This window comes from Amycolatopsis kentuckyensis, from assembly GCF_041679295.1.
Lineage (GTDB): Bacteria > Actinomycetota > Actinomycetes > Mycobacteriales > Pseudonocardiaceae > Amycolatopsis > Amycolatopsis kentuckyensis_A.
Genome location: NZ_JBGDMD010000006.1, coordinates 237851 through 251932, shown reverse-complemented (window position 1 = coordinate 251932; position 14082 = coordinate 237851). Strand labels below are relative to the sequence as shown.

The 14082-nt window shown below is 69.5% G+C and carries 15 protein-coding genes; 6 read left to right on the top strand and 9 right to left on the bottom strand.

Translation table 11 applies throughout. From position 1 onward, the window contains the following. Positions 1-3 precede the first annotated feature (3 nt). Positions 4-582 carry an EndoU domain-containing protein gene (locus tag ACERZO_RS26400; protein ID WP_372667455.1) on the top strand — a complete coding sequence of 193 codons (579 nt, stop codon included), beginning with the start codon at positions 4-6 and terminating at the stop codon, positions 580-582. Here ACERZO_RS26400 and ACERZO_RS26395 read toward each other — a convergent pair. From ACERZO_RS26395 to ACERZO_RS26385, 3 genes are all read right to left on the bottom strand, one after another. Continuing rightward, positions 579-1394: a GNAT family N-acetyltransferase gene (locus ACERZO_RS26395; RefSeq protein WP_372667454.1), complete on the bottom strand. Its 816-nt coding sequence runs from the start codon at positions 1392-1394 to the stop codon at positions 579-581. The two genes, ACERZO_RS26400 and ACERZO_RS26395, sit on opposite strands and share 4 nt — an antisense overlap. A 9-nt stretch (positions 1395-1403) precedes the next feature. Next, on the bottom strand, positions 1404-1676 hold the full coding sequence (locus ACERZO_RS26390; protein ID WP_372667453.1) for a helix-turn-helix domain-containing protein: 273 nt from the start codon (positions 1674-1676) through the stop codon (positions 1404-1406). A 113-nt stretch (positions 1677-1789) separates the two neighbouring features. Further along, positions 1790-3409: an alpha/beta hydrolase gene (locus ACERZO_RS26385; protein WP_372667452.1), complete on the bottom strand. Its 1620-nt coding sequence runs from the start codon at positions 3407-3409 to the stop codon at positions 1790-1792. A 190-nt stretch (positions 3410-3599) separates the two neighbouring features. On the opposite strand from ACERZO_RS26385, the gene ACERZO_RS26380 reads away from it, so the two are divergent. Together ACERZO_RS26380 and mctP are read left to right on the top strand one after the other, a co-directional pair. Beyond that, positions 3600-3878, top strand: a complete 279-nt coding sequence (locus ACERZO_RS26380) for a DUF3311 domain-containing protein (RefSeq protein WP_372667451.1) — start codon at positions 3600-3602, stop codon at positions 3876-3878. Next, entirely contained in the window at positions 3875-5530 is a 1656-nt protein-coding gene (gene mctP / locus ACERZO_RS26375) for a monocarboxylate uptake permease MctP (protein ID WP_372667450.1), read from the top strand. The genes ACERZO_RS26380 and mctP overlap by 4 nt, the downstream gene beginning before the upstream one ends. On the opposite strand, the gene ACERZO_RS26370 is transcribed toward mctP, so the two are convergent. The 4 genes from ACERZO_RS26370 to ACERZO_RS26355 all read right to left on the bottom strand — a co-directional run bounded on the left by ACERZO_RS26370 (position 5527) and on the right by ACERZO_RS26355 (position 8936). Beyond that, positions 5527-6129, bottom strand: coding sequence for a hypothetical protein (locus tag ACERZO_RS26370; RefSeq protein WP_372667449.1), 603 nt, complete (start codon positions 6127-6129; stop codon positions 5527-5529). The two genes, mctP and ACERZO_RS26370, sit on opposite strands and share 4 nt — an antisense overlap. Before the next feature lie 75 nt (positions 6130-6204). Further along, the gene (locus ACERZO_RS26365; RefSeq protein WP_372667448.1) at positions 6205-7131 is read right to left on the bottom strand and encodes a bifunctional helix-turn-helix transcriptional regulator/GNAT family N-acetyltransferase; all 927 of its coding nucleotides are present in this window, start codon (positions 7129-7131) and stop codon (positions 6205-6207) included. Between the two features lie 227 nt (positions 7132-7358). Next, positions 7359-7508, bottom strand: coding sequence for a hypothetical protein (locus tag ACERZO_RS26360; protein ID WP_167344411.1), 150 nt, complete (start codon positions 7506-7508; stop codon positions 7359-7361). 237 nt (positions 7509-7745) lie between these two features. Beyond that, positions 7746-8936, bottom strand: a complete 1191-nt coding sequence (locus ACERZO_RS26355) for an AAA family ATPase (protein ID WP_372667447.1) — start codon at positions 8934-8936, stop codon at positions 7746-7748. A gap of 319 nt (positions 8937-9255) precedes the next feature. On the opposite strand from ACERZO_RS26355, the gene ACERZO_RS26350 reads away from it, so the two are divergent. After that, entirely contained in the window at positions 9256-9795 is a 540-nt protein-coding gene (locus ACERZO_RS26350; protein ID WP_372667446.1) for a DoxX family membrane protein, read from the top strand. A gap of 46 nt (positions 9796-9841) precedes the next feature. Here ACERZO_RS26350 and ACERZO_RS26345 read toward each other — a convergent pair whose 3' ends face one another. Continuing rightward, positions 9842-11131 carry an acetyl-CoA C-acetyltransferase gene (locus ACERZO_RS26345; protein ID WP_372667445.1) on the bottom strand — a complete coding sequence of 430 codons (1290 nt, stop codon included), beginning with the start codon at positions 11129-11131 and terminating at the stop codon, positions 9842-9844. A gap of 92 nt (positions 11132-11223) precedes the next feature. Between ACERZO_RS26345 and ACERZO_RS26340 the strand changes: the two genes are divergently transcribed. Continuing rightward, entirely contained in the window at positions 11224-12558 is a 1335-nt protein-coding gene (locus ACERZO_RS26340) for a 3-oxoacyl-ACP reductase (protein ID WP_372667444.1), read from the top strand. A gap of 1 nt (position 12559) precedes the next feature. Continuing rightward, entirely contained in the window at positions 12560-13393 is an 834-nt protein-coding gene (locus ACERZO_RS26335) for a MaoC family dehydratase (protein ID WP_372667443.1), read from the top strand. Here the strand turns inward: ACERZO_RS26335 and ACERZO_RS26330 are convergent. Then, complete coding sequence (locus ACERZO_RS26330) at positions 13385-14041, bottom strand: TetR/AcrR family transcriptional regulator (RefSeq protein WP_285457250.1); 657 nt, start codon at positions 14039-14041, stop codon at positions 13385-13387. The genes ACERZO_RS26335 and ACERZO_RS26330 overlap by 9 nt on opposite strands. Between the last annotated feature and the right edge of the window lie 41 nt (positions 14042-14082).

The window sequence follows — 14082 nt, the reverse complement described above, 5'->3', positions numbered from 1 at the left end:
GCGGTGGGCGGCGGACACGCACCGGGCGTCGGGCGGCGGGCGACCAGTGAGTTCCCGCCCGGCTGGAGCGACGAGCACATCATCTCGGTGGTCAAGGACGTCGCGAACGACCCGAGCGAAGCCCGGCGGCGGCAGCCGAACGGCCGCTGGCGCTGTGCCGGCGAGCGCTACAACGTGCACCTGATCGTGCTGGTCGAGGAGAACGGCCACGTCCACACGGCGTACCCGGTGGCGGGCCCCGGCGTGGTCCGCAACCCGGACGCGGCCCGCGACCCGGCGAACCCGACGGTGGCCGACCTCAAGGAGAACCGGATCAGCTTCTTCGGCGACAGCGTCCTGACCCAGCTGGCCGACCGCCTGTCCCCGGAGGACTACACGCACTACCGGACGCTGCTGTGGTCCGGCGAGTGGGAAGAGCTGGCCGACGTCCTGGCGGCCCACGCGGTCAAGGTCGGCTTCGGCTTCTCGACGGACGAGTTCTCCGACTTCGAGCGGCTGCTGAACAGCTACGACCTGCCGGTCCCGGCGTGCGCGTTCCTCAACGACCGCGAGCACATCCTGAACCAGCTCCGCCCGGTCTAGCCGAAGTCGTACCCGGTGAACGCGGCGATCGGGACGTAGCCGAGGCGCCGGTACAGGGCGTTGCTGGTGACGTTGGCGGGATCGGTGTAGAGGACGACGTCCGTCGCGCCCGCCGCCAGCGCGGCCTGGCTCACCGCGAAGGTCACGGCGCCCGCGTAACCCCGGCCGCGGAACCGGGCCGGCGTGTAGACGGGGTCGACCCGGACCATGCCGGCCACCATCGCGGTGGCGCCGGCCATGGCGACCGGCGCGTCGGTCGCCCAGAACGTGAACTGCTTGTCGGCGAAGTTCGAGGCGGCCCAGGACTGCTCGTCGGCGAAGGGTGCCTGCCCGACGGCGGTGGCGAACTCGCTGCACCAGCGGATGATTTCCGCGCGGTCCGGCGCGTCCGAGGCCTGGCCGTCCGGCATCGGCTCCGGCGGGACGAGGATGCCGAGCCGGTGGAGGCGGACCCGCACCCCGGGTATCGGCGCGGCGTCGGTGCGCCGCTGCCACGCCTCGGCGAACGCGGCGGCCGAATCGTCCGGCGCGGTCACTCCGCACAACGGACGGCCGGCCAGTTCCGCGGCGAGGGCGTCGGCTTGGGCGGGGTCGACTTCGGTGAGGATCAGGCGTTGCTCAGAGCGGCAGTAGCAGATCGCGCGGACCTCGCCGTCCTGCTCCAGACGGCCGAAGAGCGTGCCCTCTTCCTCCTGCTTCCGCAGCTTCTCGAGCCGGGTCAGCGGCGAGGTGTGCAGCGCGGGACGCGAGCGTAGGAAGTCGTCGGTCCGGGCCAGGAAGTCGTCGATGTCCTCGGTGAGGTGCCAGCTCATGTGCAGTGGTCAGCTCGCCTGGGAAAGCGGTGGGGACGCCGTCTCCGCGACGGCCGCGCGCAGCTCGTCCAGCGGCAGGCCCACGGCGTCCGCGATGGCCGTGACCGTGAAGAACGCGGGGGTCGGGATCCGTCCCGTCTCGATCTTGCGGAGCGTCTCGACCGAGATCCCGGCCTCCGCGGCGACGTCGACCATGCTCCGGCCGGCCCGCGCCGCTCGTAGCGCTTGGCCGAGGCGTTCGCCCCGTTCGCGCTCTTCGTCCGTAAGCGGTACCCGCACCATGGGGCCAATACTAATACCAGAGTTGTCCACAGGTGGTGGACAACTCTGTGCACAGGTGTGGAAAAGGCCCCGCCGATCCGGAGATCGGCGGGGCCCCACCACATCTAGTGCCCTCAGGCGCCCGCGGGCACCGGAAGTGGCATGCCGGGCAGGCTCTGGTCGTTCGGCACGACGCCGTCGACCAGGTAGGCCTCCACGACCTTGTCCACACCCGCGTTGCCGCCGGCGTAGATGCCGTGGTCACCCTCACCGGTGATCGTCAGCATCCGCGAGTTCTCGAACGCCTTGTGCGCGCGCCGCGCGCCCTCGATCGGCGTCGCCGGGTCGTGCTCCGACTCGACGATCAGCACCGGCGGGACGCCCTTGCCGTTGAGCACCGGCAGCGGGGACGGCGGCTTCTTCCAGAACAGGCACGGCTGGATGAACCAGCCCGCGCCGAGCAGGGGCAGCTGCTGGTCGATCAGCTTCTGCGACTGCTTGATGGCGCTCTGGGTCGAGCCGGTCCACGGACCCTCGTTGCACGGGATCGTCCAGAACGAGGCGTCGTAGGCGTCGCCGTCGGTCGGGACCATCAGCGGCTGCGCGCCGGAGGTCTCGTTGCTCTTGTCGGCGGCCTTGACCTTCTGCGCGGCCGACGTCTTGGCCTGCGCGGACGCGGTGCCCTGGGTCAGCGTGCGGACGCTGACCAGGTAGTCGGCCAGACCCGGGAAGGACCGCTTCGAGTAGATGTTCGACGCGATGAACGAGTCCAGCCCGTTGGCCGACACGGTCGAGCCGTCGGGCAGGGTGACCGCGCCCTGGGTCAGGGCGTAGCGGACCTGCTCGTACGTCTGGCGGGCGGCCTCGCCGGTGGTGCCGAAGTGGTAGAGCTTGTCGTACTTCGCCACCCACGGGAGGAAGTCCTGCCGGAAGCGGCGCTCGAAGCCGAGCGGCTGCCAGTCGAACGACTTCTGCCAGGTCGTGGTGAACTCCGTCGAGGAGTCGAGGACGAACCGGCCGGTGCGCGTCGGGTAGGCCTGCGCGTAGTGCGCGCCCATCCACGTGCCCGCCGAGTAGCCGACCCAGTTGATCTTGTCGCGGCCCAGGAGCACGCGCAGCAGGTCGATGTCCTTGACCGTCTGGTCGGTGTTGATCAGCGGGCCGAGCTCGCCGGACTTCTGCTGGCAGGACAGCGCCGCGTACTTCGTCGCCTGCAGGATCAGGTTCAGGTTCTGCTTGCTGCGGTCACGCGGGTCCAGGTCCGAGCCGGTGCCGATGGCGCCACCGCACGTGATGTTCGTGCTCTTGCCGGTGCCGCGCGGGTCGAACCCGACGATCTCCTGGTGCTCGCGCAGCTTGGGCTGGTTGCGCAGGCGGGCCGGGAAGTTGCGCCCGGGCGCCCCCGGGCCGCCCGGGTTGGTGACGACGCTGGCCGTCGCGTCCTTGGTCGCCTTCAGCCGGCTGACCGCGATGGTCAGGTCGATCTGGGCGTTCGCCTGGTACCAGTTGCGCGGCGTCTTGTAGGTCGCGCACTCCATGTCCTCGGCGCCCGCGGGCGGGGCCGTCGGCAGCTCGGAGGGGACGGCGCACTTGTGCCAGTCCAGCTTCTGGTTCGCGTACTGGGCCGGGATGTTCGTGGAGTTCAGCGGCTGCTTGCCGGCCGCGGCATCCTGGCCTGCGAACGCAGGGGTGAACCCGGCCAGCAGGGTGCCGGCGATCGCCGGGATCACCACCGCGTAGCGGAGTCGTGTCATACGGTTGCCCCTTATCGGGTTTTCGCGTGCGAGTCCGGCTATTCCTATAGGCCGGGTGCGGGCGGGGCAACCGACGTTGGTCGGGCACCGCGCGGATCGCGGCGATCAAATCGATATCGGACAGACGTGACTCCCTGTCACCCAGGTTCTAAGGTCAGGCGGTCGGTTACGGGAGTGTTAGGTGAGGTCGATGTCAACGGTGAAACACGACGGAAAGGTGCGCGGGTTGCGGTTCAGCCCGTGGAACCTGCTCCTGATCGTCCCGCTGCTGGTCCTGGTCACGCCACTGTTCAACATGGACGGTCCACGGCTGTTCGGGATGCCGTTCTTCTACTGGTTCCAGTTCCTGATGGTGGCGGTCGGGGTGCTGAGCACCTGGATCGTCTACCTGATGACGCGGGACAAGCCGACCGCTGACGCGCCGGACAAGCTGAGCGTCGAGGACCTGGACGAGGGGGACGCTCGATGAGCAACCTGCAGTGGCCCGAGCTGATCATCTTCACGATCCTGTTCGCGCTGGTCACCGTCCTCGGCTTCATGGCGTCGCGCTGGCAGCGCGGCAGCACGCTGGACCACCTGGACGAATGGGGCCTCGGCGGCCGCAAGTTCGGCTCGTGGATCACGTGGTTCCTGCTCGGCGGTGACCTCTACACGGCGTACACGTTCGTCGCGGTGCCCGCGCTGGTGTTCAGCGCCGGCGCGCTCGGCCTGTACGCGCTGCCGTACACGATCGTCGTCTACCCGATCGTGCTGCTCCCGGCGCTGCGGATGTGGTCGGTCTCGCGGGTCCGCGGTTACGTGACCCCGGCCGACTTCGTGCGTGGCCGCTTCGGCTCGCCGATCCTGGCGCTGCTGGTGGCGATCACCGGCATCGTCGCGACCATGCCGTACATCGCGCTGCAGCTGGTCGGCCTCGAAGCCGTGCTGCGGACGATGGGCATCAACGGCTCCGGCATCGTCGGGCACCTGCCGCTGCTGGTCGCGTTTGTGATCCTGGCCTTCTACACCTACCAGTCCGGCCTGCGGGCGCCCGCGCTGATCGCGTTCGTCAAGGACATCCTGATCTACATCGTGATCCTGGTGGCGATCATCTACCTGCCCTCGAAGCTGGGCGGCTGGGCGCACATCTTCGACGCGGCGGCGAAGAAGCTCGGCACGCCGAGCCCGGCCACCGGCAAGCCGGCCGGGTCGATCCTGCTGACGGCCAACAACCAGCTGCAGTACGCGACGCTGGCACTGGGTTCGGCGCTCGCGCTGTTCCTGTACCCGCACTCGCTGACCAGCGTGCTGGCTTCGCGCGGCCGCAACGTGATCAAGCGGAACATGGTCGCGCTGCCGGCGTACTCGCTGGTGCTGGGCCTGCTGGCGCTGCTCGGGTACGTGGCGATCACCGCCGGCGTCAAACCGCTGACGAACGCGGCGACCGGCAAGGCGGACGGCAACACGATCGTCCCGGTGCTGTTCGACAGCCAGTTCTCGTCGTGGTTCGCCGGCATCGCGTTCGCCGCGATCGGCATCGGCGCGCTGGTGCCCGCCGCGATCATGTCGATCGCCGCGGCCAACCTGTGGACCCGCAACATCTACAAGGAGTACATCCGCAAGAACGCGACCCCAGCGGAAGAGGCGAAGCAGGCGAAGCTGGCTTCGCTGGTCGTGAAGCTGGGCGCGGTGGCCGTGATCATCCTGATCGACCCGCAGTTTTCGATCGACCTCCAGCTCATCGGCGGCGTGCTGATCCTGCAGACGCTGCCGGCCGTGGCGCTCGCGCTGTACACGCGCTGGTTCCACCGCTGGGGCCTGATCGCGGGCTGGGTCGTCGGCATCGGCTGGGGCCTGATCATGCTGTACGGCATCCCCAACCCGGCCAACGGCAAGCTCCACTTCGGCGGGTCGGCGCTGGCGCTGGGCAACATGTCGATCTTCGGCTGGCACCCGTTCGCGGGCTCCCAGGTCCAGATCTACGTCGGCTTCGTGGCGCTGATCGCCAACCTGGTGGTCGCGGCGATCGTCACGGTGATCGCGCGGCAGCTGAAGGTGTTCAACGGCACCGACGACACCAACGCCGAGGACTACCACGCCGACGAGCACGACAAGGACCTGCGGCCCATCGGCGTCCACTAAGTCCACTGTGGACGGATGGCCGCCCGCGAAACGAGGTAGAGCACCAGGCCGTTGAGCAGGTGCCAGAGGAAGTGCGTGCCGGCCGGGACGTAGTCGCAGACGTCCCGGTCGAGCGTGCGCAAGCTCAGCGAGAGCGCGAAAACCGCGCCGGCGACGGCGAAGTGCGTCCAGCGGGTGTCGCGCTGGACCGCGAGTACCGCGGCGAAGGCGCCCAGCCCGATGAGGGCCGAGAGGTAGAGCCCGCCGCCCAGCAATGCGGTGACCACGGTGAGCGCGAGAAACCCCGGCGCGGCAACCCAAGCCCACCGCCGGCTCCAGTACTCCCGCACGAACACCACGGCGTACACCAGCACGAAGACGAGGATGGCCGCCGAGTCCGCGGCGCCCGCCCAGCGCGTCGCAAGCAGGTGGAAGACGCTGCTGGCGACGAAAACCAGCCCGATCAGCACGGCCAGCAACCGCCCGATCCGCTCCCCCGCGGCCAGCCGCCACACGAGCACGGCGGCCACGAGGAAGGCGAGGTTGCTGAGATCGTTGAGCGGCTCACCCCAGAGCCCGGGCGCGACGCGTTCGCAGTACCCGTCGACGTAGTCCGTCACGAACACAGCCAACCAGGGATCACCCGCACGCGGCCAGCCGCTCCTTCGTCCGAGACGGCTCGGCCGCGTGCCGCGTCAGAACTTCAAGCGCCAGGTCTCGTCGGTCAGCTTCGGCCCCCAGTCGGCGAAGTCCGTCTCTTCGACCAGCTCGAAGCCGGCCGCGCGGTAGATCGAGCGCGCGGCGGTCAAGATCGAGACCGTCGACAGCTCCATCGCCTGATAACCGTGTGCTCTCGCGAAAGAAACGCACTCGGTCACCAGCCGCTTGCCGACGCCGTGGCCCCGGGCCGACGGCTCGAGCAGCAGCAGCCGCAGCTTCGCGGTGTCTTCGTCCGGGCCGCGGGTGCACGCGATGCTGCCGACGCGTTCGTCGTCGAGCTCGGCGATCCAGAACGCCTGCCGCGGGTCGTCGTGCTCGGCGAAGTCGGCGACGATCCGGGCGACCAGGCCCTCGAACCGGGGGCCGAAGCCGTACTCGCGGCCGTAGAGCGCGCCGTGGCGTTCCACCACCCATCCGAGGTCACCCGGTCGTGGTGGCCGGAGCACGAGGTCCGGGTCGCGCCGGCGGTCGCCGACCAGGTCGCCGATCGTGCGCATCGCGGTCAGCAGCCGCTGCTGGTCGTCGTCGGCGAACCGGCGCAGCAGCCCGCCGATCTGCTCGGTGGACCGGGCGTTCAGCACGGCGAAGGCGTCCCGGCCCGCGGGCGTCGGGCGCACGAGCTGGCGCCGGGCGTCTTCGTCGGACCGTTCACGCGCGATCAGCCCGCGCGATTCGAGCCGGGCGAGCAGCCTGCTGGCGTAGCCGGCGTCCAGGTCGAGGCGTTTGCGCAGCTCGGTCACCGGCAGCGGGTCCTGGTGCGCGAGCTCGAAGAGCACGCGGGCTTCGGGCAGCGAGTACTCGGCGTCGGCCGGTCCCTCGTCGAGCACCCCGATGACTCCGGTGTAGAGCCGGTTGAAGGCCCGGACCGCGGCCACGCGGTCGGCGAGCTGAGCGTCGTTCATTGACCACCTCAACAAGTTCGTTGACGAAGTCAAAGATTACTCTGCAAGCCGACCTGGGCAAGGGGTTTGCCGGGGAAATGGGAAACCCCGCGATGCTGCCAGGTCGGGGGTCCGCCAGCATCACGGGGTCGTAGGGGGTATCGACGACACTTTGCGTGTCGTTACACCTTCAGCACTTTGTGGCATAGGTCACTCGAATGGGCGACCGCCACGGGGTGAAACAGAGGTCAGCGCATGTAGCCCGAGCGAGCCTGCGCGATCGCGATGAGTTCCTGACGGACCGTCGCGGTGGCGGCGGTGTCGATCGCCCGGTTCAGCGCCCGGCGAGTGCGAGCCTCGGCGCGACGGGCACGGAGCTTGGCGGCGATGTTGTTCATCGGTTTCTGCATCCCCTTCGAGGGTTCTGGGTGGCTTGTGCCTCTAGTATGCGCCTTTTTTCACAAGGAAGCCAATGAATATCCGGTGATGTGGCGCACGTGCCGATGAATCATCGGCAAACTTGGGTATAGGCCGGAGAGATCGGGGGTGGCGGCGGTCACGACGGAGCAACCCGCTACATACTTATAAGGCTCTCTAACCTTGTCGCTAGAGAGCCTTATAAGGGTGGATAGGCGTCAGTCGCGCCCGAGCAGGTAGTGGCCGAAGTGCGGCACGGTGAAGGCGATCTGGCCCCGCTCGGCGGAGAAGACCAGGCCCTTCTTCATCAGGCTGTCGCGCGCCGGCGACAGCGAAGACGGCTTCCGCCCGAGGAACACGGCGACGTCGGCGGTCCCGGCGGGCTCGTCGCGCCCCTGGGTCAGCTCGGCCATGGCCTGCAGGTACTCGCGCTCGGCCGGCGTCGCGCGGTCGTAGCGGGAGCCGAAGAAGCCGACCGCCAGCTCGGACTCCGCTTCGGGCGCGGCGACCTGGACGTCCTTGACGGTGATCGGGTCGGACGGCGCCGCGTCCCAGGCCGCCTTGCCGTAGGCCTGGATGAAGTACGGGTAGCCGCCGGACGCGTCGAAGAGCGCGTCGAGGGCTTCGGGCTCGATGCCGGCGTCCTCGCGCTCGATCGGCGCCATCACGGCGTAGTCGGCGTCTTCGCGGTCGAGCCGGTCGATCCGCGCGTACCGGAAGAGCCGCTCGGAGTAGGACTTCGACGCCGAGAGCACCGCGGGCACGTGCGGCAGCCCGGCTCCGACGACGACGAGCGGCGCCCCGGACTGCGAGAGCTCGTGACAGGCAGCGCACAACGCGGAGACGTCGTCGGGCTGCAGGTCCTGGATCTCGTCGATGAGCAGCGCGACCCCGGTCCCGACGTCCGCGGCCAGCTCGGCGACGTCGGTGAACAGCTCGACGAGGTCGATCTCGATGTCCCCGGAGTCCGCGCGGCCTTGGGCGGCGGGCACGTCGATGCCCGGCTGCCAGCGGTCGCGCAGCTTGGCGTCGGCCTTGTTGGCCCGCAGCGCGAAGGCCTTGAGCACGCCGAGCACCTCTTCGACGCGGTCCGGAGCGCGGTGCCGCACGGCGAGGTCCCGGATGGCCCGGTGCAACGCGGCGGAGAGCGGCCGCCGCAGCTCGGCGTCCGGCCGGGCTTCGATCTTCCCGGCCCCCCACTTGTGCCGCACGGCCATCGCCCGCAGCTCCCCGAGCAGCACGGTCTTCCCGACCCCGCGGAGGCCGGTGAGGACGAGACTGCGTTCGGGTCTCCCCCGCGCAACCCGTTCGAGCACGACCTCGAAGGCCTTGAGCTCACGCTCGCGCCCGGCCAGCTCAGGCGGCCGCTGCCCGGCGCCCGGCGCGAAGGGGTTGCGGATGGGGTCCACTCTGCCAAGTTATCGACGTATCTAGCGCGAGCCCGATATTCCGCCATAGACGGCTAGGGCGTGTCGCCGGAGTTCGACCGGATGGCCGTACATAGAGACGAACAGGTCTGCAGCCCTGCTCGTCCCTACCCCCAGCGCGCACTACGACGTAGCACTACTCGCCGAGGTTCCGTTCCGCGTGGATAAGTCTTCCTAGTGCTATCTAGTGTCAAGACTATAAATCTCCAGAAACCCCGATGAGGATTCGACGGCAGGACGAGCGGGCATCCAGCGAGTAGGTTCGACCAGGCAGCGGCCCGTACGAGGAAGGCAAACGACCGTGATACTCCGTCGAGTGGCACGTCCCCTGCTCGCCACGATCTTCGTGACGGGCGGAATCAATGCGCTGAGGCAGGCCGAAGGGCACGCGAAGGCGGCGGAACCCTTCCTCAACAGCGCGTTCGAGAAGGTCGGTGACGTCGTGCCGGAGCAGGTTCCGCGCGACCCGGTGACGCTCGTCCGCATCGACGCCGCCGTGAAGATCGGCGCCGGTCTCGCGCTCGCGGCCGGCAAGGCACCGCGGCTCGCCGCCGGCCTGCTGCTCGGCAGCCTCGTGCCGACGACGCTCGCGACGCACAGCTTCTGGACCATCAAGGACCCGGGCGAAAAGCAGCAGCAGCAGATCCAGTTCTTCAAGAACGCCGGTCTGGCCGGTGGCCTGCTGCTCGCGGTCGCTGACACGCACGGGAAGCCGTCGGCGGCCTGGCGCGCGAAGCACGCCGCGAAGGACGTCGGGGTTGCCGCCGGCAAGCTGAGCCGCAAGGCCGAGAAGCGCGCGAACAAGCTCGCGAAGCGGGCCCAGAAGGCGCTCCCCAACTAGACCGCGAAAAGGGCCGCCCCCAGCTAGGGGCGGCCCTTTTTCGTGCTTACTTCTCCAGGATCGCGGTGACGCCCTGGCCGCCGGCCGCGCAGATCGAGATCAGGCCGCGGCCGGACCCCTTCTCGTGCAGCAGCTTCGCCAGTGTCGCGACGATCCGGCCGCCGGTCGCGGCGAACGGGTGCCCGGCCGCCAGCGACGAGCCGTTGACGTTCAGCTTCGCCCGGTCGATCGCGCCCAGCGGCTCGTCGAGGTCCAGCTTCTCCTTGGCGAACGCCGGGTCCTCCCACGCCTTGAGCGTGGCCAGCACCTGCGACGCGAACGCTTCGTGGATCTCGTAGAAGTCGAAGTCCTGCAGCGAAAGCCCGGCGCGCGCGAGCATCCGCGGCACGGCGTACGCGGGCGCCATCAGCAGACCCTCTTCGCCGTGGACGTAGTCGACGGCCGCGGTCTGCGAGAACGTCAGGTACGCCAGCACCGGCAGCTTGTGCGCCTTCGCCCACTCGTCGGTGGCGAGCAGGACCGTCGACGCGCCGTCGGTCAGCGGCGTCGAGTTGCCCGCCGTCATCGTGCCGTCCGGGCCGCCGAAGGCCGGCTTGAGCTTGGCGAGCTTCTCCGCGGTCGAGTCCGCGCGCAGGTTCTGGTCGCGCGCCAGCTTGAGGAACGGCGTCACGAGGTCGTCGAAGAACCCGCGGTCGTACGCGGCGGCGAGCTTCTGGTGGCTGCTCGCGGCCAGCTCGTCCTGCGCTTCGCGGGTGATCTCCCAGATCTTCGCGGTGAGCGCCGCGTGCTCGCCCATCGACAGGCCCGTGCGCGGCTCCTCGTTGCGCGGGATCGCCGGGACGATGTGGCCCGGCCGGATCTTCGCGACGAGCTTGAGGCGGTCGCCGAGCGTCTTCGCGGCGTTGAGCTGGATGAGGATCTGGCGCAGGTCCTCGTTGACGGCCAGCGGCGCGTCGGACGTCGTGTCGACACCGCCGGCGATCGCCGAGTCGATCTGGCCGAGCGCGATCTTGTTGGCGACGTTGACGATGGCCTGCAGGCCGGTGCCGCACGCCATCTGGACGTCGGACGCGGGTGTCGCGGGCGAGAGCTTGCTGCCCAGCACGCTCTCGCGCGCCAGGTTGAAGTCCTTCGAGTGCTTGAGCACGGCGCCGGCGGCGACCTCGCCGATCACCTCGCCCTGCAGCGAGAAGCGGCTGACCAGGCCGTCGAGCGCGGCGGTGAACATGTCCTGGTTCGACGCCTTCGCGTACGGGCCGTTGGACCGCGCGAAGGGGATCCGGTTGCCCCCGACGATCGCGACCTTGCGTACAGCGGGAGTCTTCTTCGGCGGCATGACTTCACCTCTCTGGTCGTGTCCCTCACACTGTAACCTACTCGGGAGTAGGTTAGACTGCGACGTGACGCAGACTGCACGGGAGGCAACCGATGGCTGACAGGTACCAGCAGTTCACGAAAACCCCGGTGGGGAAGTTCGTGGTGCCGAAGCTCGGCCTGCCCAACCCCGCGACGCTGCGCCGGTACAAGCCCGGGCAACCCGCTCTCGAGGGTCCCGCACTTCTGGGTTCCGCGCCTGGTAGCCGGCTCGAGAAGACCCTTAAGGATCAGCTCGCCGACGCGGGCATCGAGGTCATCACGTCGCCGGCCGACCGGCACGCGGCGCTCGTCTTCGACGCCACCGGCGTCACCGACCCTTCGCGCCTGCGCGAGGTCTACGACTTCTTCCACCCGGTGATCCGCAGCGTCGGGCCGTCCGGCCGGGTCGTCATCCTGGGCACGCCGCCGGAGCAGGTGGAAGGTCCCGAGCGGATCGCGCAACGCGCTCTCGAGGGCTTCGTGCGCTCGGTGGGTAAGGAGCTGAAGCGCGGCGCGACGGCTCAGCTCGTGTACGTCGCCGAAGGCGCCGAAGAGGCGACGGAGTCGACGCTGCGTTTCCTGCTCTCGGCGAAGTCGGCGTTCGTCGACGCGCAGGTCATCCGGATCGGCGCCGAGGGCAAGACGGCTTCGGCGCCGGCGAACTGGGAAAAGCCCCTCGACGGCAAGGTCGCGCTGGTCACGGGTGCGTCACGCGGCATCGGCGCGGCGATCGCCGAGGTGCTGGCCCGCGACGGCGCGCACGTCGTCGCGCTCGACATCCCCGCCCAGGGCGGTGACCTGTCGAAGGTCGCCAACAAGATCGGCGGCTCGTCGCTGCAGCTCGACATCACTTCGCCGAGCGCGCCCGCGAAGCTCGCGGAGTACCTGAAGGAGCGGCACGGCGGCGTCGACGTCGTTGTCCACAACGCCGGTATCACCCGCGACAAGACGCTCGGCAACATGAGCGAGAGCGCGTGGGACTCGGTCATCGCGGTGAACCTCGCTTCGCAGCTCGCGGTGAACGACAAGCTGCTCGGCGATCGCGTGCTGAACGAGAACGGCCGGATCATCGGCGTCTCGTCGATCGCGGGCATCGCCGGCAACGTCGGCCAGACGAACTACGCGACGTCCAAGGCGGGCGTGATCGGCATGGTGAACGTCGGCGCGCCGCAGCTCGCGGCGTACGGCGGCACGATCAACGCCGTCGCGCCCGGCTTCATCGAGACGAAGATGACGGCGGCGGTCCCGCTGTTCATCCGCGAGGCCGGCCGCCGGCTGTCGAGCCTCGGCCAGGGTGGGCTGCCGGTCGACGTCGCCGAGACGATCGCCTGGTACGCGAACCCGGCGTCGGCCGCGGTGAACGGCAACGTGGTCCGCGTCTGCGGCCAGGCCCTGCTGGGGGCGTGACGTGGCGATCCGCGAACTCGACAGCACGCCGAGCCTGGCGACGCTGTACCCGAAGGCGCTGCTCGGTTTTCGCAAAACCGGCTCATCGCTGCCGGACACCGAGCTGGTCCGCACGGGTGTCGTCGTCGACCCGGCGCACCTCGCCGCGTACAACACGGTCTGCGGGTTCCGGCTGAGCGACGAGCTGCCGGCGACGTACCCGCACATGCTGGCGTTCCCGCTGCAGATGGCGCTGATGACCGAGCCGGGGTTCCCGTTCCCGCTGCTCGGCATGGTGCACGTGGCGAACCGGATCACCCAGCACCGCGCGCTGCGGCTGGGCGAGGCGTTGACGATCCGGGTGCGCGCGGAGAACCTGCGCCCGCACGAGAAGGGGCGTCAGTTCGACGTCGTCAGCGAAGCCTGGGCCGGGGACGACCTGGTCTGGGTGGATGTCAGCACGTACCTGCGTCGCGGTTCTTCTTCGGGCTCGTCCGCGCGCCGGGAGTCGCTCGCCCCGCCGACCCCGGACGCGATCTGGCGGATCCCGGGGGACATCGGCCGGCGCTACGCGGAGGTCTCGGGCGACCGCAACCCGATCCACCTGCACCCGCTGACGGCCAAGCTGTTCGGCTTCCCGCGCGCGATCGCCCACGGCATGTGGACGAAGGCCCACGCCCTGGCGGCGTTCGAAGGCCGGCTGCCGGCGGCGTTCACGATCGACGTCAAGTTCAAGCAGCCGGTGCTGCTGCCGGCGAAGGCGGGCTTCACGTCGTGGGCCACCCCGGAGGGCTGGGCGTTCGAGCTGTGGAGCGGGTCGAAGCCGCACCTGGAAGGCTCGATCACCTCACTCTGACGGCTTCCAGACCTCGCCCTCGATGAGGTCGTTGAAGCCCAGCCAGACGAGGTTCATCAGCCAGGACGCCAGCACGCCGTCGGAGATGTCGGGGTGGTCGAGGGCCCAGTCGGCCAGCGACTCGGCCGCCCCGACCAGCGACGCGGCCAGGCCTTCGCCGGAGAATTCGGCCTGCTCGCCGACGCCCTTGCGCGTGCCCGCCGACACGACCAGGGCCGCGACGAGCTGGATCGCGCGTGCCCGCATGTCGGTGATCTCCGCGGCGAACGCCCCGCCGACGGTGAGGGCCTGGCGGTGCAGCACCGTCCACGACTCGCGGTACTCCGCGACGAAGCGGTAGAACGACCGCAGGCCGTGCCAGAGCTGCATGTCCGGTGGCAGGTCGGGCTGCACGCCGGCCTGGATGGCCTCGAGCAGCCGCGTCGCCTCGCGGCGGATGCACGCACCGAACAGGTCCTCTTTGGACCCGAGGTAGGTGTAGATCATCGGCTTCGAGACCCCGGCGACGTCGGAGATCTCGTCCATCGAGGCCGCGTGGTAGCCGTGGCGCGAGAAAACCTGGACGGCGGCGTCCAGGATCTGCCGCTCGCGCACCGCGCGCGGCAGCCGCCTGGCCCGTTCGGGCGGACGCTGATCATCCTCTGACACGCTGGACCTCCCTGTTGCTGCCGAGAGACGGTACCGGGCGC

Excerpts from the sequence above, each read along its gene's own strand:
- ACERZO_RS26395 (WP_372667454.1), bottom strand. The coding sequence starts at position 1,394 with ATGAGCTGGCACCTCACCGAGGACATCGACGACTTCCTGGCCCGGACC.
- ACERZO_RS26390 (WP_372667453.1), bottom strand. The coding sequence starts at position 1,676 with ATGGTGCGGGTACCGCTTACGGACGAAGAGCGCGAACGGGGCGAACGC.
- ACERZO_RS26385 (WP_372667452.1), bottom strand. The coding sequence starts at position 3,409 with ATGACACGACTCCGCTACGCGGTGGTGATCCCGGCGATCGCCGGCACC.
- ACERZO_RS26380 (WP_372667451.1), top strand. The coding sequence starts at position 3,600 with ATGTCAACGGTGAAACACGACGGAAAGGTGCGCGGGTTGCGGTTCAGC.
- mctP (WP_372667450.1), top strand. The coding sequence starts at position 3,875 with ATGAGCAACCTGCAGTGGCCCGAGCTGATCATCTTCACGATCCTGTTC.
- ACERZO_RS26365 (WP_372667448.1), bottom strand. The coding sequence starts at position 7,131 with ATGAACGACGCTCAGCTCGCCGACCGCGTGGCCGCGGTCCGGGCCTTC.
- ACERZO_RS26360 (WP_167344411.1), bottom strand. The coding sequence starts at position 7,508 with ATGAACAACATCGCCGCCAAGCTCCGTGCCCGTCGCGCCGAGGCTCGC.
- ACERZO_RS26345 (WP_372667445.1), bottom strand. The coding sequence starts at position 11,131 with ATGCCGCCGAAGAAGACTCCCGCTGTACGCAAGGTCGCGATCGTCGGG.
- ACERZO_RS26340 (WP_372667444.1), top strand. The coding sequence starts at position 11,224 with ATGGCTGACAGGTACCAGCAGTTCACGAAAACCCCGGTGGGGAAGTTC.